The 21,466-nt window shown below is 68.2% G+C and carries 19 protein-coding genes; 2 read left to right on the forward strand and 17 right to left on the reverse strand.

Going from position 1 to position 21,466, the window contains the following annotated elements:
- Positions 1–494: 494 nt before the first annotated feature.
- The 3 genes from argS to ACMGFH_RS15045 all read right to left on the reverse strand — a co-directional run bounded on the left by argS (position 495) and on the right by ACMGFH_RS15045 (position 3,928).
- Positions 495–2,258, reverse strand: a complete 1,764-nt coding sequence (gene argS / locus ACMGFH_RS15035; protein ID WP_415379260.1) for an arginine--tRNA ligase — start codon at positions 2,256–2,258, stop codon at positions 495–497.
- A gap of 120 nt (positions 2,259–2,378) precedes the next feature.
- The gene (locus ACMGFH_RS15040) at positions 2,379–3,047 is read right to left on the reverse strand and encodes an AIM24 family protein (RefSeq protein WP_415379261.1); all 669 of its coding nucleotides are present in this window, start codon (positions 3,045–3,047) and stop codon (positions 2,379–2,381) included.
- A 77-nt stretch (positions 3,048–3,124) separates the two neighbouring features.
- Positions 3,125–3,928, reverse strand: a complete 804-nt coding sequence (locus tag ACMGFH_RS15045) for a MinD/ParA family ATP-binding protein (RefSeq protein ID WP_415379262.1) — start codon at positions 3,926–3,928, stop codon at positions 3,125–3,127.
- A gap of 282 nt (positions 3,929–4,210) precedes the next feature.
- Here ACMGFH_RS15045 and prf1 point away from each other — a divergent pair, with 282 nt between their 5' ends.
- Entirely contained in the window at positions 4,211–5,455 is a 1,245-nt protein-coding gene (gene prf1 / locus ACMGFH_RS15050) for a peptide chain release factor aRF-1 (protein WP_415379263.1), read from the forward strand.
- Positions 5,456–5,839: 384 nt separating this feature from the next.
- On the opposite strand, the gene ACMGFH_RS15055 is transcribed toward prf1, so the two are convergent.
- The 14 genes from ACMGFH_RS15055 to ahaH all read right to left on the reverse strand — a co-directional run bounded on the left by ACMGFH_RS15055 (position 5,840) and on the right by ahaH (position 20,400).
- Complete coding sequence (locus ACMGFH_RS15055) at positions 5,840–6,232, reverse strand: DUF6276 family protein (protein WP_415379264.1); 393 nt, start codon at positions 6,230–6,232, stop codon at positions 5,840–5,842.
- A 99-nt stretch (positions 6,233–6,331) separates the two neighbouring features.
- Complete coding sequence (locus tag ACMGFH_RS15060; protein WP_415379265.1) at positions 6,332–7,021, reverse strand: V-type ATP synthase subunit D; 690 nt, start codon at positions 7,019–7,021, stop codon at positions 6,332–6,334.
- Between the two features lie 240 nt (positions 7,022–7,261).
- Positions 7,262–8,296 carry a Brp/Blh family beta-carotene 15,15'-dioxygenase gene (locus ACMGFH_RS15065; protein ID WP_415379266.1) on the reverse strand — a complete coding sequence of 345 codons (1,035 nt, stop codon included), beginning with the start codon at positions 8,294–8,296 and terminating at the stop codon, positions 7,262–7,264.
- A complete protein-coding gene (locus ACMGFH_RS15070; protein ID WP_415379267.1) occupies positions 8,287–9,009 on the reverse strand; it encodes a lycopene cyclase domain-containing protein in 723 nt (240 codons plus the stop codon). Before ACMGFH_RS15070 ends, ACMGFH_RS15065 begins: the two co-directional genes overlap by 10 nt.
- Positions 9,010–9,114: 105 nt before the next feature.
- Positions 9,115–9,897: a bacteriorhodopsin gene (locus ACMGFH_RS15075; protein WP_415379268.1), complete on the reverse strand. Its 783-nt coding sequence runs from the start codon at positions 9,895–9,897 to the stop codon at positions 9,115–9,117.
- A 207-nt stretch (positions 9,898–10,104) separates the two neighbouring features.
- Entirely contained in the window at positions 10,105–12,099 is a 1,995-nt protein-coding gene (locus ACMGFH_RS15080) for a bacterio-opsin activator domain-containing protein (RefSeq protein ID WP_415379269.1), read from the reverse strand.
- A gap of 145 nt (positions 12,100–12,244) precedes the next feature.
- Positions 12,245–13,660 (reverse strand): ATP synthase subunit B, encoded by a 1,416-nt coding sequence (locus ACMGFH_RS15085; RefSeq protein WP_415379270.1) that lies wholly within the window; start codon positions 13,658–13,660, stop codon positions 12,245–12,247.
- A gap of 2 nt (positions 13,661–13,662) precedes the next feature.
- Positions 13,663–15,429, reverse strand: coding sequence for a V-type ATP synthase subunit A (locus tag ACMGFH_RS15090; RefSeq protein ID WP_415379271.1), 1,767 nt, complete (start codon positions 15,427–15,429; stop codon positions 13,663–13,665).
- Position 15,430: 1 nt separating this feature from the next.
- On the reverse strand, positions 15,431–15,754 hold the full coding sequence (locus tag ACMGFH_RS15095; protein ID WP_415379272.1) for a V-type ATP synthase subunit F: 324 nt from the start codon (positions 15,752–15,754) through the stop codon (positions 15,431–15,433).
- On the reverse strand, positions 15,751–16,809 hold the full coding sequence (locus ACMGFH_RS15100) for a V-type ATP synthase subunit C (protein ID WP_415379273.1): 1,059 nt from the start codon (positions 16,807–16,809) through the stop codon (positions 15,751–15,753). The genes ACMGFH_RS15095 and ACMGFH_RS15100 overlap by 4 nt, the downstream gene beginning before the upstream one ends.
- On the reverse strand, positions 16,806–17,387 hold the full coding sequence (locus ACMGFH_RS15105) for a V-type ATP synthase subunit E (protein WP_415379274.1): 582 nt from the start codon (positions 17,385–17,387) through the stop codon (positions 16,806–16,808). The genes ACMGFH_RS15100 and ACMGFH_RS15105 overlap by 4 nt, the downstream gene beginning before the upstream one ends.
- A 23-nt stretch (positions 17,388–17,410) precedes the next feature.
- Positions 17,411–17,665, reverse strand: coding sequence for a hypothetical protein (locus tag ACMGFH_RS15110; RefSeq protein ID WP_415379275.1), 255 nt, complete (start codon positions 17,663–17,665; stop codon positions 17,411–17,413).
- A 181-nt stretch (positions 17,666–17,846) separates the two neighbouring features.
- Complete coding sequence (locus ACMGFH_RS15115; RefSeq protein WP_415379276.1) at positions 17,847–20,081, reverse strand: V-type ATP synthase subunit I; 2,235 nt, start codon at positions 20,079–20,081, stop codon at positions 17,847–17,849.
- Positions 20,068–20,400 carry an ATP synthase archaeal subunit H gene (ahaH, locus tag ACMGFH_RS15120; RefSeq protein WP_415379277.1) on the reverse strand — a complete coding sequence of 111 codons (333 nt, stop codon included), beginning with the start codon at positions 20,398–20,400 and terminating at the stop codon, positions 20,068–20,070. Before ahaH ends, ACMGFH_RS15115 begins: the two co-directional genes overlap by 14 nt.
- A 228-nt stretch (positions 20,401–20,628) precedes the next feature.
- Here ahaH and ACMGFH_RS15125 point away from each other — a divergent pair, with 228 nt between their 5' ends.
- Entirely contained in the window at positions 20,629–21,246 is a 618-nt protein-coding gene (locus ACMGFH_RS15125; protein WP_415379278.1) for a methyltransferase domain-containing protein, read from the forward strand.
- The last annotated feature ends 220 nt before the right edge of the window (positions 21,247–21,466 follow it).

Consider the following 21,466-nt stretch of genomic DNA (forward strand, 5'->3'; position numbering starts at 1 on the left):
CCCCGCCGCGTCGGTTGTCCGTCGGTACCCCGTCTGCGGGGAAGACGGTAACTAAGTCCACTATATCGACGTGCCGAACGCTATATATCGCTATGTACGGCTGCCTGTCGCGGCGACGGAGGCGACCCCTCGACCGGGCCGCTCCGACCGACTGTGGCGACCACCGGGCCGGGTCGACTCGAACTGCTGGGGCGGCCGGACAGTCGCGGTGAGAACGGCGTCCGTCTGCGGACGCGCCACCACCTATTTGTCCGTTCGACGCCAATTATTGCCGATGGCAACACCCACAGCGAACGCGGCTCGGGCCGGTGACGCGTCGGGGGCCGACCGATGAGCGCGCGCGACAACCCCGGCGACGAGCCCGTCCCCGGCTGGTGGGTCTTCGTCTTTCTCGCGCTCGCGCTCGCCACGCTCGGCGGCGTCCTGATCGCGCTCGGCAGTTTCTGATCGCGGCCGGACGGCGGGGGACCGACCCGCATCGAACCGGGGCCGACTTACATCGAGTCCGGCGCGGCGACGCCCAGCAGGTGCAGGGCGTTGCCGACCGTCTCGCGAGCGGCGGCGACGAGCGCGAGGCGCGCCCGCCGGGTCTCCTCGTCGTCGGCCGTGAGGACGGGACACTCGCGGTAGAAGGCGTTGAACTGCTCGGCGAAGGAGCGGGTGTAGGTGGCGACGCGGTGCGGTTCGAGTTCCTCGGCGGCCTCCTCGACGACCGCCGGGAAGCGCGCGATGGTGCGCAGGAGGTCGCGCTCTGCGTCCGTGTCGAGCAGGTCGGCGTCGATCGAGTCGGCGGGGTCGAGTCCCTCGCCCGCGGCCTCGTCGAGGATGCCGCAGGCGCGCGCGTGGACATATTGGACGTAGGGTGCCGACTGCGCCTCGAAGTCGAGCGCGCGCTCGAACTCGAAGGTGATCGACTTGGTCGGCTGCTTCGAGACGATGTCGTAGCGGACGGCGCCGGTACCGACCTGTTCGGCGATGCGCTCGATGTCGTCCTCGTCGAGGTCGTCGTCGCGGATGCGGTCGTCGAGGCGGTCCTCCACCTCGGCGCGGGCGCGGTCGATGGCCTCGTCGAGCAGGTCGTCGAGGTCGATCCCGGTGCCCTCGCGGGTGCTCATCCCCTCGCCGCCGGGGAGGTTCACCCACGAGTAGAACACCTGGTCGAGCTGGTCGGTGTCGTGATCGAGGAGTTCGAGCGTCCGATCGAGTTGCTCGAAGGTGAGCTGGTGGTCCTCACCGATGACGGTGACCGCCCGGTCGTAGTTGTCGAACTTCCACTCGTGGTGGGCGATGTCCCGGGTCGTGTACAGCGTCGTGCCGTCAGAGCGCAGGAAGACGAGGTTCTTTTCGAGGCCGAATTCGGAGAGGTCGAGCTGCCAGGCGTCTTCCTCGTAGACGGCCTCGTCGAGGACCTTCAGGCGCTCGACCACGTCGTCGGTCGAGCCGTCGCGCATGAAGCGGCTCTCCTTGACGAACTCGTCGAACGCTGCGGGCAGGCGGTCGAGCGTCTCGGTCATCCCGGCGAGTACCTGGTCGACGACGCGCGCGACGCGCTCGTAGACCTCCTCGTCGTCGTCCTCCAGCCCCTGCATGATCGACTCGATCTCGGCCTCGGCCTCCTCGACCTCCTGGGGGTCGCCGTCTTCGAGGAACGCGTTGCCCTTGCGGTAGTAGCGCACGAGTTCGTAGTCGGCCTTCTCGCGTTCGGGCTCGGGGAGGTCGTCCTCGTCGAAGGTCTCGTAGGCCCAGGTGAACACGGCGACCTGGCGGCCGGCGTCGTTGACGTAGTAGTGGGTGTCGACGTCGTAGCCGGCGAAGTCGAGCACGCGCGCGACGGCGTCGCCGACGATGGGGTTGCGCGCACGGCCGACGTGGACCGGCCCCGTCGGGTTCGCGCTGGTGTGTTCGACGACGACGGACGTGTCGCGGTCGGGCAGGCGGCCGTACTCGTCGGACTGCCCGCGCTCGACGGTCTCGGCGAGGTACCGGTCGGTCGGGTAGAAGTTCAGGTACGGGCCCTGCGTGTCGACGCGTCCGAGGTAATCGTAACCCGCGGGGTCGATCTCGGCCGCGACGTCGGCGGCGACCTTCGGCGGCGGCGCGCCCACCTCGTTCGCCAGCCGGAAGGCGACGCTGGAGGCGACGGCCGCGTCGACGTCGTCCGGCGGGCGCTCGATGCCCAGGTCCGCGGTCGGCAGGTCGAGGGCGGTCAGCGCCGCCGCGATGGCGTCCTCGACCTCCGCGCGCAGGGAGAGATACATACCTCCCGGTTTTCGAGCGGCGGATATATGAATGACGAATGGACGCGGCGCGGTCGCGGTCCGGTGGCGGTCGCCGCCACCGACGGCCGCGGGGTCGTGCGACCCGCTACGGACCGCTCGTCACTGCGGGCCGACGCCTTCCTCGTAGGGCTGGACGACGACGAACCCCTCCGATCCCTCGAAGGAGAGCTGGTAGGTCTCGCCGGAGGACTGGCCGATGGCGTCGCTGAGGCTCCGGTCGGTGTTGATGCTCGGCGAGAGGTTGCTGCTCCACGCGACGGTCGCGTCGGGGTCGGTCCGGACCGGCGGCTCCAGCACCAGCGGGTCGCCGTGGGTGGTGATCGCGACCGTGCCCGGCCCCGAGAGGAAGACGTTCGTGAGCCCGGCGGCGGAGGCGCCGCCGATGCTGCCGATCGTCCCGATCTCGTAGTCGACGCGGTCCTCGAAGGCGAGCACGTCCTCGCCGTTGACCGAGATGGACTCCTCGGGACCCAGCCGGAGCAACTGGATCCGCTTCTCCCGGTCGGCGACGTAGACGTGTCCCTGCCCTTCGACCTCCATCACGGGCGTCCCCTCGCTGGTCGCCGCCTCCTTGATGAAGCCGGTGAGCCCGCCTTCCGCAGAGGACTTGCCGGTGAACGAGAGGTCGCCCTCGTAGGCGACCATCGCGCCGGCCTTGGTGAGGACGGTGCCGTCAACGTCGATGTCGAGTAGCTTGCTGTTCTCCAGTTCGAAGCGCTCGCCGCCCTCGTCGGGGGCGTTCGCGCTGACGAATTCGTCGAGTTCCATGGACCAATCCAGAGCCGCGTGCGCGACTCTACGCCCGGATTCGGCCGCCCGCGTGAAATAAGTGTCCGATGGGTCGCTCAGCCGAACAGTCCGAACCGACCGCCCGAATCGTCGTCGTCCTCTTCCTCCGCTTCGTCGACGAACCAACTCGGCTCGACGGCGGTCTCGACCTCGTCGATCTCGACGCCCTGGAAGAAGACGCCGATCAGCCGCTCGGTCAGCTGGCGGTAGGCCTCGGCTGCCGCGCTGTCTGGGGCGTTGAGGACGAGCGGCTCCTCGGCGGTCGCCTCGATGTCGTCGGGGACGACGGCGAACAGTTTCGAGTCGAACCGGTCGGCGATGGCCTCCACGTCCGTCTCGGTGGTCGTCCGGTTGAGGACGGTGCCGATGACCTCGCCGTCGACGCGGTCGGCGAGTTCGGCCGTCTTGATGGCGTCGCCGACGGCCACGTCGTCGGGCGTGGTGATGAGGACGACGCCGTCGGCCAGTCCGAGGGGGACGGTCGTCTCGTGGCTCAGCCCGGCGCCCGTGTCGATGAGGACGACGTCGTAGGCGTTGCGCAGCGTCTTGATCACCTTGCTGAGCTTCGCCGGGTCGGCGTCGGCGAACGCTTCGAGGCTCTGCTCGCCGGGGACGATGGTGATTCCGCCCTGGACGTCCGTCAGGGCGTCGCTGACGGCGCGCCCACCCGCGAGGATCTGGTGGATGCTCGTCTCCGGGTCGACGCCGAGCATCGCCCCGAGGTTCGCCATCCCCAGGTCCGCGTCGACGACGACGACGTCGTACCCGTCCTGTTCCATGGCCGCCGCGACGTTGACCGCCGTCGTGGTCTTGCCGACCCCTCCTTTACCGCCGGCAACGGTACACACGTAACCCGCCATTGTGTACGTCCAAGTGACGGGTCACATATAAACCCGCCGTCCGTTCTGACGCGCGTCGGACGGTCACTCGTGCGGACGGCCGAAGTCTACGGCGATGGGGCCGAATCTGTTCGTCCGTTCGATTGCGCGTTCGTTGCAGCCGACAGCCCGTTCGACTGTGTCGACCGAGTCCCCCGCCGGTCGGGAGCCACGGCGACCGACCACCTGCCGCGCCGGCCCTGCGCGCTCGGGCACTCCGACAGGTCAACACTTACTTAGCCCCGACAGCCCGACACAGACACAATGAGCGAGCAAGAAGGACAGTCGGACAAACAGAAATACGAGTTCCGCAAGGTCATCGAGGAGCTCAAGGGGTACGACGGGTCGGGAACGCAACTCGTCTCAATCTACATCCCCGAGGACCGTCAGGTCAGCAGCGTCGTCGCCCACGTCACCCAAGAGCACAGCGAGGCGGCGAACATCAAGTCCAAGGACACTCGAACCGCCGTCCAGGACGCGCTCACCTCGATCAAAGACCGCCTGCGCTACTACGACACCTACCCGCCCGAGAAGGGGATGGTCGTCTTCTCCGGCGCCATCGACACCGGCGGCGGCCGCTCGGAGATGATCACCCGAACGCTGGAGAGCCCGCCCCAGCCCATCGAGTCGTTCCGCTACCACTGCGACTCCGATTTCCTCACCGAACCGCTGGAGGAGATGCTCGCGGACAAGGGCCTGTTCGGGCTCATCGTCCTCGACCGGCGGGAAGCCAACGTCGGCTGGCTCCGCGGCAAGCGCGTCGAACCCGTCAAGTCCGCCTCGTCGCTCGTCCCCGGCAAGCAGCGCAAAGGTGGCCAGTCCGCCCAGCGATTCGCCCGCCTGCGCCTGGAAGCGATCGACAACTTCTACCAGGAGGTCGCGGGGATGGCCGACGATCTCTTCGTCGACGAGCGCCACGACATGGACGGCATCCTCGTGGGCGGCCCCTCGCCGACGAAAGACGAGTTCCTCGACGGCGACTACCTCCACCACGAGCTCGGCGACATGGTCCTCGGGAAGTTCGACGTCTCCTACACGGACGAGTCTGGGCTGTACGACCTCGTCGACGCCGCCCAGGACGTCCTCGACGAGCACGAGATGCTCCAGGACAAGAAGTACATGGAGCGCTTCTTCGACGAACTCCACGACGGCGACCTGGCGACCTACGGGTTCGGCCCCACCCGCGAGAACCTCAACATGGGCGCCGTCGAGACGCTCCTGCTCAGCGAGGACCTCCGCCAGGACGTGGCCATCTACGACTGCCCCCAGGGCCACACCGAGCGGGAACTCCTCGGGCAGAGCGAGAGCCTCGACGACGAGCGGTCCTGCGACCGCTGCGGCGAGTCGATGGAGGGCGAGCGCGAGGACGCCATCGACCACCTCATGGAACTGGCCGACCAGCGCGGCACCGAGACCTACTTCGTCTCCAGCGACTTCGAGAAGGGCGAACAGCTCCTCTCGGCGTTCGGCGGCGTCGCCGGCATCCTCCGGTACTCTACTGGCGTCTGATCCGACTCGGCGGACCGCTCACTTCTCCGCACGCTCTCGTCGTCGCTGACTGGACAGCCGAGTGGCTGTTCGCCGGCGGTATCGCGGGAGAATCGCCAGTAGCCGTTCGCTACGAAACGGGAGAGAGAGTGTCGCCGGCGTACCCGGGAGGCGGGGGGGAGAGTGCCTCCGTCGGGCCACCACCGGCGACGCGAATTGGGTGCTGGTGGTTAGGGGGGGATTGGGGGGAGACGACGACGGGTCCTAAGTGTCGTCGCGGCGGCACCTGGCATCGATGCCGCAATCATTCCTATTGCCCCCGGGTGTAAATGCGGTGTACCTAACAGAGTAGGTCCGAGGCGAAATGGGAATATATTCGGCGTCGATTCGCCGGACGGCGCGGGGTCACAGCAGCTGTTCGAGCTGGCGGCGACGGGTCCGCAGGTCGGCCTCGGGGTCGACGGCCGGGTCGTCGGCGAGGCGGTCGAGCGCGAGCAGCGGGTCGGTCCCCGCGCGCTCGACGCGCTCCAGGAGCGCCGAGATCTCCGAGCGATTCGTCGCCAGGGAGGGGACCAGTCCGACGAGGAGGACGAACGGGAGCGCCGCGTCCGGGTTCGAGGGGATCGCGTCGCTGATGGCCGTGAAATCGGGGAGATCCGCTGGCGGGTCGTCGACCGGACGGAGCGCGAGGCAGCCGGTGCAGACCTCCGCGCCGGTCGCATCGGCGGGCAGGTACTCGCGGTACTCCGGCGGGACGGGAAAGGCGAGCGTCGGCGCGCCGCAGTCGGGACAGTCCATACCGTCGGTGGCGCCGCTGGCGACTAAACGGTGCCGACCTGGGAGAAATCGCAGAACGGAGCGTGGACGGGAACAGGGGCGGGGTGGGTGAGAGGAACGTCAGTCGTCGGCCGGGACGGGTTCCTCTTCCTCGTCCTCCTCTTCCTCGGCTTCGGCCGCTTCCTCGCGCTCTTTCTTGTCTTTGATCTTCTTCATGCGGAAGATCTCCTCGCGCTCCTGCTCTTCGAGCTTCTGCTCGATGTACTCCTCGTTGGCGCGGAGTTCGGGGAGGAGCTTGAACTCCAGGGCGTTGACGCGGCGCTTGGTCGTCTCGATCTCGTCGAGCATCTTCTTCATCGCCGTCTCGACCTCTGCGGCGAGGATGATCTGGTCGAGCAGTTCCTCGTAGGCCGAGGCGGCCTCGTCGATGCGAGCGCTGGTCCCGAGGACGCCGTAACCGCGCTCGTCGAGGTTCTTGGAGACCTTCGTGGCGTCGATCTGGGGGATGTAGACGCCCATGACGCTCTTGGACTCCGTCGTGATCTCGGGGTGTTCCTTGAGTGCTGCGGCGGCACCGCGGACGGCTACGTCGCCGTCGAGCGCGCGGGCCATGTTGATCGCGTTCTGGGCCTCCTCGTACTTGTCGTCGAGGTCGGATCGGACGTCCTGGGCCTCGTCCAGGATGTCCATGAACTCCATGATGAGGCCGTCGCGCTTCTGCTCCAGCGTGTCGTGCCCGCGCTCGGAGAGCTCGATGCGCTCCTCGATCTGCATGAGCTCCTTGCGAGTGGGTTTGACGTCCTCGGCCATTTGATCCGGGTTTGTCGACGTAGGCAGTTAACCGTTTTCAGTCGGAGCGGGCCGCGAACATCGTGAGCGGCCCGGAAATGCGAGCGGGGAGCGGAGCGACCCGCGAGTAGTGCGGCGCGAACGGAGTGAGCACCGCCGAACGAGTGAGCGGTGACCGCAGGGAACCGCGAGCAGCGAGGTGCGAGCGAAGCAAGCACCTCGAAAAATGCGAACGGCGAGCGGAGCGAGCCGCGGAACCGCTCACCAGTACCCGGCGAACCGGTCCATCCACGTCACGACGACGACGTGCGGGAGCGTCAGCACCGCGATAGCGACGAGATACACGGCGACGGCCCCTTCCAGCGTGAGATCGGGCGAGGGCGCCAGCCGCCAGAGCGCCGCACAGCCGACGAGCGCGACCAGCGACGGGACGGCGGCCTCGCGGGCGAACCGGGCGAGCGGGCCGACGAGGCTCCCCCGCGAGAGCGCGTCGAGCGACTCGTCGTCCAGCGCGAGCACGCGCGCGACGTGGCGCGGCGCGTGCCAGCAACAGAAGTACAGGCCGATCGCGAACACCGGCGGGACGGCGAGGAAGTACGCCCACAGCAGCGCGGTCTCGCCGGCGTCGAGCGCCCACGACCGCAGATTCGATGACGTTCGATATCCCGCGGCGAGCGTCCCGATGGTCAGCGCGACGAGGGCGCCGGCGAGCGCGAGGCGGGCGTCGGCGCCGAAGGGCCAGGCCGGGACGGTCCCGCCGAACGGCGCGACGAACGAGTCGAGGACCGTCCGGTACCGGCGGGGGAACGCCACCAGTGGGACGCCCATCGGGAGCGCGCCGCGGACGGTGACAGTCAGCGCCCGTCGCCAGCGGGCGTCGAGGTGGTCGGCACCCAGCACGTCGCGGAGCGGGTGGAGTTCTCCCTGGCCCCAGTGGAACCACGTCAGCGCGAGGAAGACGCCGGCCGCGGCGACCGGCGCGAGGAACCAGCCCGCCGCGTAGACGGCGCCGAGCCCGAGGTAGAGGATGCCGACGACGGCGAGCCAGCGGGGAGCCAGCCGGCCCGTCGCCGCCCGCGGGAGCGCCGCCCAGTCGACGGCGCCGTGGGGGAGGCCGAAGGCGACGACGCTGACGACGAGCGGCACGTAGCGCCATTCGCGGGGAATATCGACGCCGAGCGCGAACGCGATCGCCGCGGTAGCGACGGGGATCCACGGCAGCCAGACGACCAGTACCCGGAGCGGGCGGCGGGCGGACGCCGGGAGCCCGGCGCTCTCCTCGCGGGCTATCGCCATCGGTGGACCACCCAGCGGAAGAGGACGACCCCCTGGACGACGAAGCAGTTCGTCACGACGAAGAAGACCATCTCCTCGACCGGCAGCCCGGCGACGGCCAGTCCAGTGGTGTACGTCTCCGAGATGGTCCAGACGCCGGCCCTGATGGCGAGGCGGTCGACGACCCAGAGGTACGCCGAGGGGACGAACACCGCGACGGCGACGCGGCCGCGCACGCGCCAGAGGTACCGCCAGCCGACGGCCCACTGGATCGCCAGCACCGGCCCCGCCCACGCGAGGATCGCCCCCAGGTAGGTCGTCGGCCGGGACGCGAGCAGGGCGAGGCCGACGAGTCCGACGGCCAGCCCGGCGGCGGCGCCCGCGAGGCGGTCGCGCCGGCTGTGTTCGACGCCCGAGACGACCGGGCCGACGACGTGCACGGTCCACAGCGTCGTCAGCGCGGGCTGGAGGACGAAAAACAGCACCTCCTCGTAGGGGACGCCCCAGAGCCGACCGGCGACCGTCTCGGCGCCGTAGGTCCAGACGCCCATGCCGATGAGCAGGCGGTCCCAGGGTAACGTATAGGCCACAGCGAGGACCGTGACGACCGCCAGCCCGCTGGCGACGACACGCCAGTCGGCGCGGTCGCGGCGGCGGTGGGCCGTCGCGGTCAGCGCCGCCAGCGCCGGCAGGACGTACAGCGCGTGGAACTGGACGTAGGTCAGCGAACTCATCGGTTCTGTCTCGTGGGACCGCGCCTGTAGTTGATTCGGGCCGATTCTCGACCGTGATACTCCCTGGTTCCGAGGGCGGGCCGCGGTGACCGGACGGGCTCGCCGTCAGTCGTCGGCAGTCGCGGCCGCACCGGTGCCGGACGCTGCGGCCACGTCGTCGAGGACCCGGCGGCTCGACAGCAGCAGGAAGCCGAAGCCGACCTTCGCGACCAGGTCGAGCACCATGAATCCCGCCGTCTCGACGAAGAGAACGCTCCCGCCGACAGACGGGAGCAGTCCCATCCCTTCGGTCCCGACCAGCCACCACACCGGGTAGACCAGCCAGACCACGACGATCAGGTTGCGTAGCTGGGCGAACTTCGCGCCGACGTCGCTCCCGAGCTGCTGTGCTTGCTCGGTGAGCGTCCCGAACAGGAAATACAGCAAGACGAGCAGGAAGCCCGTGCTGATACCCCACCAGATCAGCCGGCGTGCGCCGTCGTCGAGCCCCGCCACGACGTAGTTGCCGCCGACCAGCGTCGCCACCGCCCCGGTGGCGATCATCAGCGCGTCGAGACTGACGAGCGTCGCCAGCTGATTGCGGTTCGCCCGCGCCAGCAGTCCAAGGTCAATCAACAACAGCGGCGTCGTGAACAGCCAGTCCGTGTAGCGCGCCCAGTAGATGGGGATCTCCTCGCCGGCGACGTCGACCGTCGTCAACCCGAACCCGGTCGCCATCGCGAGGTAGTTCACGAAGGCGATCGCAGTGATCAGTATCGTCACGATGTAGAACTCCTGGCGCTTCTGGTCCTGTTCGCCCCAGCCGCGGGCGATGAAGTACAGCATGCCCAGGAACATCCCGAGCGTCCCGATCCACAGCCAGATTTGTTCGCTTCCTGGTGATGGCATGACTCTAGTAGAAACTGCGGTTTTTGCCGGAAAAGAAAATCGCCAAACTAGTTAGACGATCGGGGTGGGTCGCCGGTGGAGTCGAACAGATGCGCCCGCTCCACGCCGGGGAGACGGGATTTCCGGTCGGCCGTAATCGTCCGCCGTCGGCGGGCCGGCCCTCCGGCGGGACGGAGTCGGATACAAAAACGCGCGACGGGGACAGCCTCAGCCGTACAGTTCCTCGAAGACCTTCCGCTGGGCGGCGCGGAGGTGCTGGTGGAAGGTCGAGCGGCCGATGTCCATGGCGTCTGCCAGGTCTTCGCCGTTGGTGTCGCGCGGCCACTCGAAGAACCCGCCGACGATGGCCGTCCGGAGCGCCGTGGACTGGCGGTCGGTGAGTCGGTCGTCGATGCGCGCGCGGACGTCCGTCCGGGTGCCGGCCGGCCGCTCGTGTTCGCGGTAGGCCGTCAGGTCGGCGCCGGGCACCCCGGCCTCGACGGCGTCGACGACGGTCCGCGGCCGGGCATCGGGCGGGATCTCGGCGGTCAGTTCGCCCGTTCCGCTCGACGCCGACGCCGCCGTGAGGCGGCCGCCGCGGTCGAGCAGCACCCGGACGAGCGGCGCCTCGGTGACGGTGAACTCGACGATAGCGCGGCCGTCGCCGCTCGTCACCGGCGTGCACCCGCGGACGTCCGCGCGTGCCGCGGCCGCCTCGACCACGGCCTCGGGATCGGCGTCGGTCTCGAAGAAGAACGTCGTCGGCCCCGCTTCGCGCGTGATGGTCCCCGAGTGGACGAACTCGGCGTCGAGTGCCGCCGAGAGCCCGACGAAGAACGGCTCGTCGCCCGACAGCGAGAACGTCAGTTCGCTCACGTCGTCGGACCCGAGCAGCCGCCGGGAGGTCAGGACGTGCAGCGCCATGGCGGTCGACTGCGCGACCGCGGAGAGGACCCGCTCCTCGGGTTCCGAGAGCGACGCGTCGGCCCGCAGGACGACCACGAGGACGCCGTAGCTCACGTCGCCGTACCGGAGCGGGAGCGCGGCCAGCCCGCCCGCGCCGTCGGCGAGCGCGTCGGCGTAGACCTGCGGCACCGCGCCGGCGCCGACCACCTGCACCTCCCCCGTCCGGACGGCGCGTGCGACGGGGTCGTCGGCGTCGGCCGCCAGTTCGAGCGCCGGCGGGTCCGCGAGGCCGGCCCACGTGCCCGGCGCGATGGTATCCGTCGCGGGGTCCTCGTCGCCGATCCACGCCACGGCGTACTCGTCGGTCTCGACCAGTCGCTCGGTCACCGCCGTCTCCGCGGCCGCGCGGGTCTCCGCGCCGAGCAGCGCGCTCGTCACGTCGGTCACCAGCCCGTCGAGCCTGTCGAGCAGCGCCTCGACCGTCTCGCGCTCGGCCCTGGCCGTCTCGGCCTGGCGCCTGGCCTCGCGCTCGGCCTCGACGCGGTCGGTCACGTCCATCTGGAAGCCGACGTAGTGAGCCGGGTCGCCGTCGTCGTCGCCGACCGGCGCGATGTCCACCCGGTTCCAGAACTCCTCCCCGTCGCGCGTGTAGTTGCGGAGTTCGACGGAGACGGGTTCGCCCTCGTCGATCGCTCTCGCCATCTCGGCGACCGGTTCCGCGGCGGAGTCGGGCCCCTGCAGGAGGTTGCAGTTGCGGCCGAGTACCTCGGCCTCGTCGTAGCCGGTGAGCTCCTCGAAGGCCTCGTTGACGTAGATGAGCGGCGTGTCCCGGCGCTTCCCGTCGGCGATGGTGATCCCCACCGGCGCTTCGTCCATCGCCCGGTCTTTGAGGGTCTCGGTCACGTCGGCGAAGCGCCGATCCGCGTCCGCGAGCGCGGCTTCGACGGCGTCGACCAGCACGCCCCGCTGCTTCTCGGGCGGGTCCCGTGGCACGTAGTCGGTCACGCCGGCCGAGATAGCCGCGCTCGCCAGTTGTTCGTCGCCGGCCTCGGTGAAGAGGAGGAACGGCAAGGACTCCCACCGCTCGCGGACCTCGCCGAGGAGTTGCAGTCCCGTTCCGTCCGGCAGATCCTGCTCGCTGACTACGCAGGCGGGCGGATCCGTCACGATCGCGTCACGCGCCGCCTCCGCGGTGGAGGCGCGCTCGGCGGTGAATCCGGCCTCGCGGAGGGCGTCGAGGACCGGCATCGCTCGCTCCGCGGCGCCATCGACGTAGAGGACGCGGGCACCGGACCGGTCCCCGCTCTCGGTCGTCATGCGACCATGTACCCGAGCCCCCCAAAAGAGCGTTACTCCGGAGCGGTGTCGGGGCGGCGAGTCGCCGGTTCGGAGGACGACTGACCGGCGCCGCCGCGAGAGCGAGCGCTATCCGGGTGACGAAACGGAAAGAGAGACCGCGGCGTCAGTCGGCAGCGACTTCGGCTTCGACGTCCTCGCGGTAGTACTCCTCGATGTTCTCCTCGTCGATGCGGTTGAGCTCCTCCTTCGGGAGCATCGAGAGCAGGTCCCAGCCGATGTCCAGCGTCTCGTCGATGTCGCGGTCGGTGTCGTAGCCCTGCTCGACGAACTCCTCTTCGAACTCCTCGGCGAAGTCGAGGTACTTGTTGTCACGCTCGGAGAGGGCCTCGCGACCGACGATGTTCACGAGGTCGCGCAGGTCTTCACCTTCCGCGTACGCGGCGTAGAGCTGGTCGGAGACGCCGCCGTGGTCGCCGCGGGTCAGCCCCTCGCCGATACCGTCGTCCATCAGGCGCGACAGGGACGGCAGCGGGTCGATCGGCGGCTGGATGCCCTGACTGTTCAGGTCGCGGTCGACGAGGATCTGCCCCTCCGTGATGTACCCGGTCAGGTCCGGGATCGGGTGGGTGATGTCGTCGGACGGCATCGTGAGGATGGGGATCTGCGTGATCGACCCCTCCTCACCCTTGATGCGGCCGGCCCGCTCGTAGAGCTGGGCGAGGTCGGTGTACATGTACCCCGGGTAGCCACGGCGGCCCGGGACCTCTTCGCGCGCCGCACCGATCTCGCGCAGCGCCTCACAGTAGTTGGTCATGTCCGTGAGGATGACCAGCACGTGGTACCCCTTGTCGAAGGCGAGGTACTCGGCGGTGGTCAGGGCCAGTCGCGGCGTGACCGTCCGCTCGACGGCGGGGTCGTCCGCGAGGTTCATGAAGACGACCGAGCGCTCCAGCGCACCGGTGCGCTCGAAGTCGTCCATGAACTCGTTGGCCTCTTCCGCGGTGATACCCATCGCGCCGAAGATCACCGCGAACTCGGTATCCTCGTCGTCGCCGCCGTCGCCCTCTTCCTCCGGGACGGAGGCCTGCCGTGCGATCTGGAGTGCCAGATCGTTGTGGGGCAGCCCCGAGCCCGAGAAGATCGGGAGCTTCTGTCCGCGGACCAGCGTGTTCATGCCGTCGATGGCCGAGACGCCCGTCTGGATGAAGTCCTCCGGGTACTCGCGGGAGTAGGGGTTGATCGCTGCGCCGACGATGTCGCGGCGTTCGTCGGGAACGATGTCCGGGCCCCCGTCGATCGGGTTGCCGGACCCGTCCAGGACCCGCCCGAGGAGGTCCTCGGTGACGGGCATCTTCATGGTCTCGCCGAGGAAGCGGACCGAGGAGTTCATGTCGATCCCCTCGGTGCCCTCGAAGACCTGGATCGCGACGTGGTCGCTGGAGGTGTCCAGCACCTGGCCGCGACGCGTCTGGCCGTCGCCGGTCTCGATCTCGACGATCTCGTCGTAGCCGATGGGCTCGTCCGTCTCGACGTGAACCAGCGGACCGCTGATTTCCGTGATTGTCTGGTATTCTTTCATTGTTAGTACAGGGAGCGCAGTTGCTCGGCGATGTCCGCTTCGAGGTCGTCGACGAAGTCGTCGACCTCGTCGTCGGGCGTCGTGCCGATACGGTTGAGCCGCGGCGCGGCGTCGATAGCCGTGATATCGTCGATCGGGACGCCCGCTTCGAGCGCGTCCTCCGCCTCGTCGTTGAACGTCCGGATCGCGCCGAGGATGCGGTAGGTCTTCTCCGGCGGGCAGTAGCGGTCGACGTCGTGCAGCGCGTTCTGCTGCAGCCACGCCTCCTTGATGAACCGGGCGACCTCCAGCGTCAGCTGCTGGTCCTCCGGCAGCGCGTCCTTGCCGACGAGCTGGACGACTTCCTGCAGTTCGCCGTCCTCGTCGAGGACGTCGATCGCCCACTGGCGCTGCTCCGGCCAGTCGTCGGCGACGTTGTCCTCGAACCACGGGTCCAGCTGATCCCGGTACAGCGAGTAGGAGTCGTTCCAGTCGATCGCCGGGAAGTGGCGCTTCTCGGCGAGGTCGGAGTCGAGCGCCCAGAACGTCTTGACGATGCGCAGCGTGTTCTGGGTGACCGGCTCGGAGAAGTCGCCGCCGGGCGGCGAGACCGCGCCGATGGCCGAAATCGAGCCCTCGGTGCCGTTGATGTTGTCGAAGTAGCCGGCCCGCTCGTAGAACTGCGAGAGGCGCGCGGCGAGGTACGCCGGGTAGCCCTCCTCGCCGGGCATCTCCTCCAGACGCGAGGAGATTTCGCGCATGGCCTCGGCCCACCGCGAGGTGGAGTCGGCCATCAGCGCGACGTCGTAGCCCATGTCGCGGTAGTGCTCCGCGATGGTGATCCCCGTGTACACGCAGGACTCACGGGCGGCGACGGGCATGTTCGACGTGTTCGCGATGAGGCACGTCCGGGCCATCAGCGCGTTCCCGGTCTGCGGGTCGGGCAGCTCCGGGAAGTCGTCGATGACTTCCGTCATCTCGTTGCCGCGCTCGCCGCAGCCGATGTAGACGACGATGTCCGCGTCTGCGAACTTGGCGAGGCTCTGCTGGGTGACGGTCTTCCCGGAGCCGAACGGACCCGGGATCGCGGCCGTCCCGCCCTTCGCGAGCGGGAACAGGCCGTCGAGGATGCGCTGGCCGGAGGTTAGCGGTTCCGTCGGGGTCTGCTTGTCGAGCGTGGGTCGGGCCTCGCGGACCGGCCACTCCTGGCGCATCTGCACTTCCTCGCCGTTGTCGAGTTCGGCGACCGTCTCCTCGACGTTGAAGTTGCCGGACTCGATGGAGACGACTTCGCCGCCCTCGTAGCCGGGCGGCACCATCACCTTGTGGTCGATGCTGGGCGTCTCCGGCACGGAGCCGACGATGTCGCCGGCCTCAACCTCGTCGCCTTCCTCGACCTCGGGGGTGAACTCCCAGGTCTTCTCCAGGTCGATACCGGGGGCGTCGACGCCGCGGTCGAGGAACGCCGACCCCATCTTCTCCTCGAGGACGTCCAGCGGGCGCTGGACGCCGTCGTAGATGGAGTCGAGCATCCCCGGACCGAGGTCGACCGACAGCGGCGAGCCCGTCCCTTCGACGGGTTCGCCGGGCGAGACCGCCGAGGTCTCCTCGTAGACCTGGATGGTCGTAATCTTGCCCTCGATCTCGATGACCTCGCCCATCAGTCCCTCTTCGCCGACGTAGACGACGTCGTTCATCTTCGCGTCGAGGTTCTTGGCCGTGACGACCGGCCCCGACACGCTCTCGATGACGCCGTCCTCGCGAACGGTCGTGTCTGTTGCTTGGCTCATGTTAGTCTTCCTCCATCAGGTCGATGCCGATGGCGCGTTTGATCTGCTCGCGGAGTCCGCTGGAACCGGCGGGGCCACCAAGGGTGACCAGCACCGGCTCCACGCTCGTCTCGACGTCGGACCGAACGCCGCGGGAGAGTCGCTCCAGGTCGTCGTCGTGCATCACGAGGATGCCCACGTCGTCGTCGTCCAGCATCTCCCGGACCGCCTCGTCGAACTGTTCGTCTGGGTCGTCGTCGCGGACGTCGGCGAACCGCCGGACGCCCGCGAGCCGGAAGCCCGTCGTGAAGTCGGGGCTCCCGACGACGCCGATCTCCTGGCTCATATTGTCACCAGCTCCTCTTCGATCTGGTCCGGGCTCAGGCCCGCTTCGCGGCCGCGGGCGATCGCCCTGACGTTGTCGACCTCGCGCTCCTTGGCGAGGACGAACGAGAGCACCGGACACACGGATAGGGGATAGCGGTTGGAAAGGGTGTCGGCGTACTCGAGCAGCGCCGAGTCGAGCGCGTGTTCGAACTCGATGAGGCTCTCGGCGTCGTCGAGGACGCGAAGCGCCTCCGAGAGGTCGTCGCCGTAGGTGCTCTCCCGGATCCGCTCGACGAGCAGCGCCTCGTCGTCAACCAGCTGGCGGATCTCGACGGGGTCGAACAGCCGCCCGCCGTCGATGAAGTACTCCGCCGGGTCCATGTCCGTGTCCGTCCGAGCCAGCCGGAGCGCGTTCCGGAGGTTCCGGAAGTCGATCTCCGCCCGCAGGAACTCGATGTACAGCTCGGTCGGCCGGTTGGGGTTCGCCGGGAGCCCCTCGATGAGCGTCTCGTAGAACGTCCGGTCGACCGCGTTCTCCAGCGGGACGAGCAGCCCGGTCTCCTCGTAGTCATCGAGCGCCGCCGCGAGCGGGTCGCCGAACATCGTCCCGTCGAGTTCGGCGACGACGTCGTCGATCGACTCCGCCGCGACGAGCGCCTCGAGCAGCTCCTCGGAGAACTCGCCGGCCCGGATGAGGTCGTCCTCGATGTCGCCGGCGCCGGCCTCGGAGTAGATGCCACGGAGGACCGTCTTGACGTTCCAGGCGTCGAACTTCCGCAGGTAGCGGGCGACGTAGTCGTACAGTCGCCCCTCGCACCAGCGGAGCAGGTCCTCGAAGTGGTTCGCCAGGTTCTGGTTCAAGGCGTACTCGACGAGGTCGACCCCGGAGTGTCGGGACCCGAGGCGGTTCATTTCCTCCTCGTACTCCGACTCCTCCATGAAGCGGGCGATCTCGCCGGGCCCCATCCGGACCAGCTTCCGGTAGTCGTCGTCGTCGAACAGCGACGCCCGCCGGGACCGGACCCTGGCGTTGACGTACTCGTAGTTGCTGGTTTCGTAGTCGGGGGCACTCATTGTGCTTCGAACAGCCGGTCGCTGATCTCCCGGAGGTTGTCCTCCCAGACGTCTTCGAGGAGCGAATCGAACGTGTTGTTGATCCGGACGCGCGAGGTGTCGCTCTCGACGACGACGCCGCCGAGACAGTCGCGCTCGCCGGCGTGTTCGTAGCCGAAGTCCGCGGCGAGCTCCTCGAGCAGTTCCGCGTCGTCCGCGCGGCCGTAGACGTTCACGTCGTCGTCATCGTCGAACTCGGTGCTCGCGGCCTCGAGCAGCGTGCGGGTGAGCTCCTCGCGGCGGTCGCCCTCGAGCGAGGCCAGCTCGTCCTCGACGGCGTCGCGGACGTCCTGGAGGACGTCGCGACGCGCTTCTAGTCGCGCCTGCTTGGCCTCGAGTTTGGCGCTCGACAGTTTCTGTTCGCGCTCCTGCTCGATGGTGGCCTCGACCTCCCGCTCGCGCTCCTCGCGGATCGCTTCGGCGTCGGCCTCGGCCTCCTCGGTGATCTCCGCCGCCTGTGCCTCGGCGTCGGCCCGAATCTCGTCCGCACGCGCGCGGGCCTCGTCTCGAATGTCCTCTACGACAGTATCGAGGCTCATGTGTAGTGAAAGGGGGAGGAGTGTTAGTTCGCGATGAAGATCGTCACGAAGGCGATGATGATCAGCGTCTCCGGCAGCGCTGTGAAGATCAGCGCCGGAACGAACATGTCATCGTCCTCCGCGACCGCGCCGACGGCGGCGGACCCGATGCCGCGCTGCGCGTAGCCCGTCGCGAGGGCGCCGAGCCCGACTGCGATGGCCGCTGCGCCCTGGTTGTTGAGAGCCGGACCGCCCTGCTGCAGTGCAACTTCCGCCAGCTGTGAGGTGGTTTCGAGCATAGTTGTAATCGAACTCGCGGTTGGTTTCCGTACAGGTGTTGTATACTCTATCCAGTTCATAAAGGTTCTCAAATACGTCGATAGACATTCCGAATCCAGACAATTCTCAGCGCTGGCGAGTCCGGGCGCGGGGCCAACGAACGTGGAAGAAGCCGCGACGAAACGAAAGAGTCGGCGCGCGTTACCGGTCGCGGGTGAACACGCGCTCGCGACCGAACGGCGAGTAGTCCTTGCCGTCGCCGTCGTAGAACTTCTCGAAGAACTCGAAGAACTCCAGGCGGATGGACTGAATACCCGACGACGTCACCCCGAGGATGAGCACGACGATGTGCCCGACGATCAGCACGAGGATGCCGAACACCAGCATCGCCGGACTGCCGTGGTACATCCCGCCGAAGATGATCGACGCCCCCTCGTGGTGTTCGAGGACGTACTCCGGCCCGTGAGCGAGCATGTAGTGGTACTCGCCGTGGGTCTCGTAGGCGCCGAAGAACAGGAGATTGACCGCGAAGGCCATCCCCGCCTTGGCGAGCAGGACCGCGGCGATCCGCAGGTACGACAGCGCGTGGGCCAGCACGACGTGGATCTCGATGAGTTCGTGGGCGGCGGGGCCGAGCGCCAGCAGCGCCATCCCGGCCAGCACCAGCCCGGCGCCGAGCATCCCGACCTCCGTCGGGAACCCGGCGAAGCCGAGTTCGAAGGCGGCGCCCTCGCCCTCGTTGAACACCTGATAGATGAAGTCCGGCTTGGGGTCCGCGAACCAGCGACTGAAGATGAACAGCCAGAGGCCGTTCAGCGCCAGGATCCACGAGCCGCTCTCGAATATCGCCTCCTTGACCCCGTGCAGCGAGTAGTTCTCGATGAAGTTGAGAACGTACGCCGTGTTGAGGTGCAGGATGCCGAACAGCACGCTCACGACGAACCAGGCGCGAGCCCAGTAGCTCGTCGCGGGCGAGAGCCCCTTCTCGATGGGCGCGTGTTCGAGGCCGACGACGCCGACCCAGAACTGCGACGTGATCTGGTGCAGCCCGAATATCTCGCCGTAGAGGATGCCGAACACCGTCGTCGAGATACCGGCGGCGATGGTGATGACGCCGAGGTTCTCGAAGGCGTCGGAGTCGAAGTTCTTGTAGATGTAGTAGCCGATGGCCGTGTAGATCAGCCCGTACCCGGTGTCCCCGATGATGAACCCGAACATCAGCGGGAACGTCAGGAAGAGGATGATGGTCGGGTCGAACTCAGAGTAGTTCGGGCGCCCGACGGCCCGCGTCAGCAGTTCGAACGGACGGATGGTCGAAGGGTTGTCCTGGACGACCGGCGGGTCGTCGTGCTCGTTCATCGCCACGGTTCCGCCGTCGGAGCGGACCTCCTGCGTCGGCGGCTCTTCCTCGGCCGCCGCGTCGTCGTCGACCTCGCCGTCGGCCGCGGGCTCGGGGTCGATACCGCCGGCCGTCTCGGTCTCGGGAGCCTTCGCGTCGGTGTGGCCGTGACCGTGGCGGTCGTACGCGGCCGTCTCGAGCACCTCGACGTGGACGTGCCCGTCGACGGACTCGTCGACCGCGCGCTCGAACGTCTCGACTTCCTCGCTCGGGAGCCAGCCCTCGGCGACGAACGCGTTGTCGGTCGTCGCGAAGGAGAGCGGCGCCTCGGCCTTCTGGGCGCGGATGGCGAGTTTCTCCTCGGCCGCCAGCAGGAAGCCAGCGACGTCGTAGCGCAGGTCCTCGAGCTGTCCCTCGACGGTCGAGCGGTTCGACTCCAGGGACTGGCGCTCGTGGCGCAGTTCCTCGAGGTACTCGGCGGGGTCGCCCTCGCCGTCCGGGACTTCGAGGACGGAGAAGTCCGCCTCGACGAGCGCACTCTGGAGCGTGTCCTCGTCGGTGTGCGCGAACGCGGCGACGACGCCGTCCTCGGCGAACACCTGCGTCGCGGCGTCGACGTCCGCGAGCGCTCGCTCGACGGTCTCGGGGTCGCCTTCGCCGACCTGAACGGCCAGCGAGTCGTAACCGTAGAGGAGATCGAGGTCGATACCGAGCCTCCCGAACGGCTCCAACGCGTCGATGCGCTCCTCGATCCCACGGAGCTCGTCCCCGATCTCCGTCCGGCGGTCGTCGAGCTCGTTGACCTCGGTCCGGATCTCCTCGAGTTCGGTCTCCAGTTCCTCGTCGTCGAGGATGCGGTTCGGGCCGGCGTCTTCCTCCTCGACGCCGAGGACGCTCTTGAGCGAGCGAATGGTGACGAGCTTCTCGGAGGCGTCGTCGGCCCCCTCGATGGGGTCGCCGTTGGCGAAGCCGTCCCAGCGGCCGTCGTACTCGTTGAGGTGCAACACGCGCAGCTCGTAGGCGGCCTCGATGACGTCGTCCATGACGGACTTCGCGCCCGTCACGGACACCTTGCTCATTCGCTTAGGTCTGAGCATGCACCGCCTCCTCGAACTGTGTCACCACGTAGTCGACGACCTCCTCGGTTCGTTCCTGTGCGCGCGCTTCGAGGTCCTCACGCTCCTCGGCTCCCCCTTCGAGGATGCGTTCGCGCTCGGCCTCGATCTCTTCGCGCGCCGCCTCGAGGCGCTCCTCGGCCTCGGCGTCGGCGTCTTCGCGGGCCTGCTCGCGGATCTCGTCGGCCTCGTCGCGAGCCGCCGCGATCGTCTCCTCGGCCTCCTCCTCGGCCTCGGCGACGATCTCGTCCGCCTCCTGTTCGGCGTCTTTGACTCGGTCGAGAACCTCTGGCCTTGGCATTTGCTAATCGTGGAGAGATCCGTTCAGGGCCTATTTGGTAGTTGCGAAGTGGGGCCGGCCGAACGCGCCGCGAACCCGCTCGTCGGCGCGCCGCGGCGATTCGGCTCGTCGACCGCGGCGGACAGCGGCGTTGCCACCGACTGTCTGCCGTCCCTCGCCAGCCGTTCGCTCGCCGGCGAAGCGTCGGAAAACAGGGGAATTATGCCCGACTGGGACGAACGATCGGCAATGGCCGTCCAAGACAAGACGCGGGCTCGCCTGTTCTACAAGTATCTCTCGAAGGTGTACGACCAGATCAACCCGTTCATCTGGAACGAGGAGATGCGGACGGAGGCGCTCGACCTCTTGGACATCGAGGAGGGCGACCGCGTCCTCGACGTCGGCTGCGGCACCGGGTTCGCCACCGAGGGCCTGCTCGAACGCACCGAGAACGTCCACGGCCTCGACCAGAGCGTCCACCAGCTAGAGCAGGCGTGGGCGAAGTTCGGCAAGCGCGGCGCCGTCCCGTTCTACCGCGGCGACGCCGAGCGGCTCCCGTTCAGAGACGACACCTTCGACGTGGTGTGGTCCTCGGGATCGATCGAATACTGGCCCGACCCCGTGGCGGCCCTCGCCGAGTGTCGCCGCATCGCGAAACCCGGCGGACAGGTGCTCATCGTCGGCCCGAACTACCCCTCTAACACCGTCTTCCAGAAGCTCGCCGACGCGTTCATGCTCTTCTACGACGCCGAGGAGGCCGACCGCATGTTCCGCGAGGCCGGCTTCGAGGAGTTCTACCACGTGACGATGGGGCCGTCCTACAGCCCGGAAGTCGCGATCACGACGGTTGCGGACGTCCCTGAGTGAGTGGACCGCGAGCGGAGCGAGCGGTTTTTCGCCCACGTTTTTCGACGAGCGGTGCCCGCAGCGAGCGATGCCGAGCGGAGCGAGGCCTCGATGCGAACGGGGAGCGAAGCGAGCGAGGACACCCGAGGAGAAAAAGGTGGATGCAGGGCCGTCCTACAGCCCGGAAGTCGCGATCACGACTCGCCCAGGTGCCCGAGTAGGCGGTCCGGATCGATCCCCG

It is taken from the genome of Halosimplex rarum (assembly GCF_047715405.1).
Classification (GTDB): Archaea; Halobacteriota; Halobacteria; order Halobacteriales; family Haloarculaceae; genus Halosimplex; species Halosimplex rarum.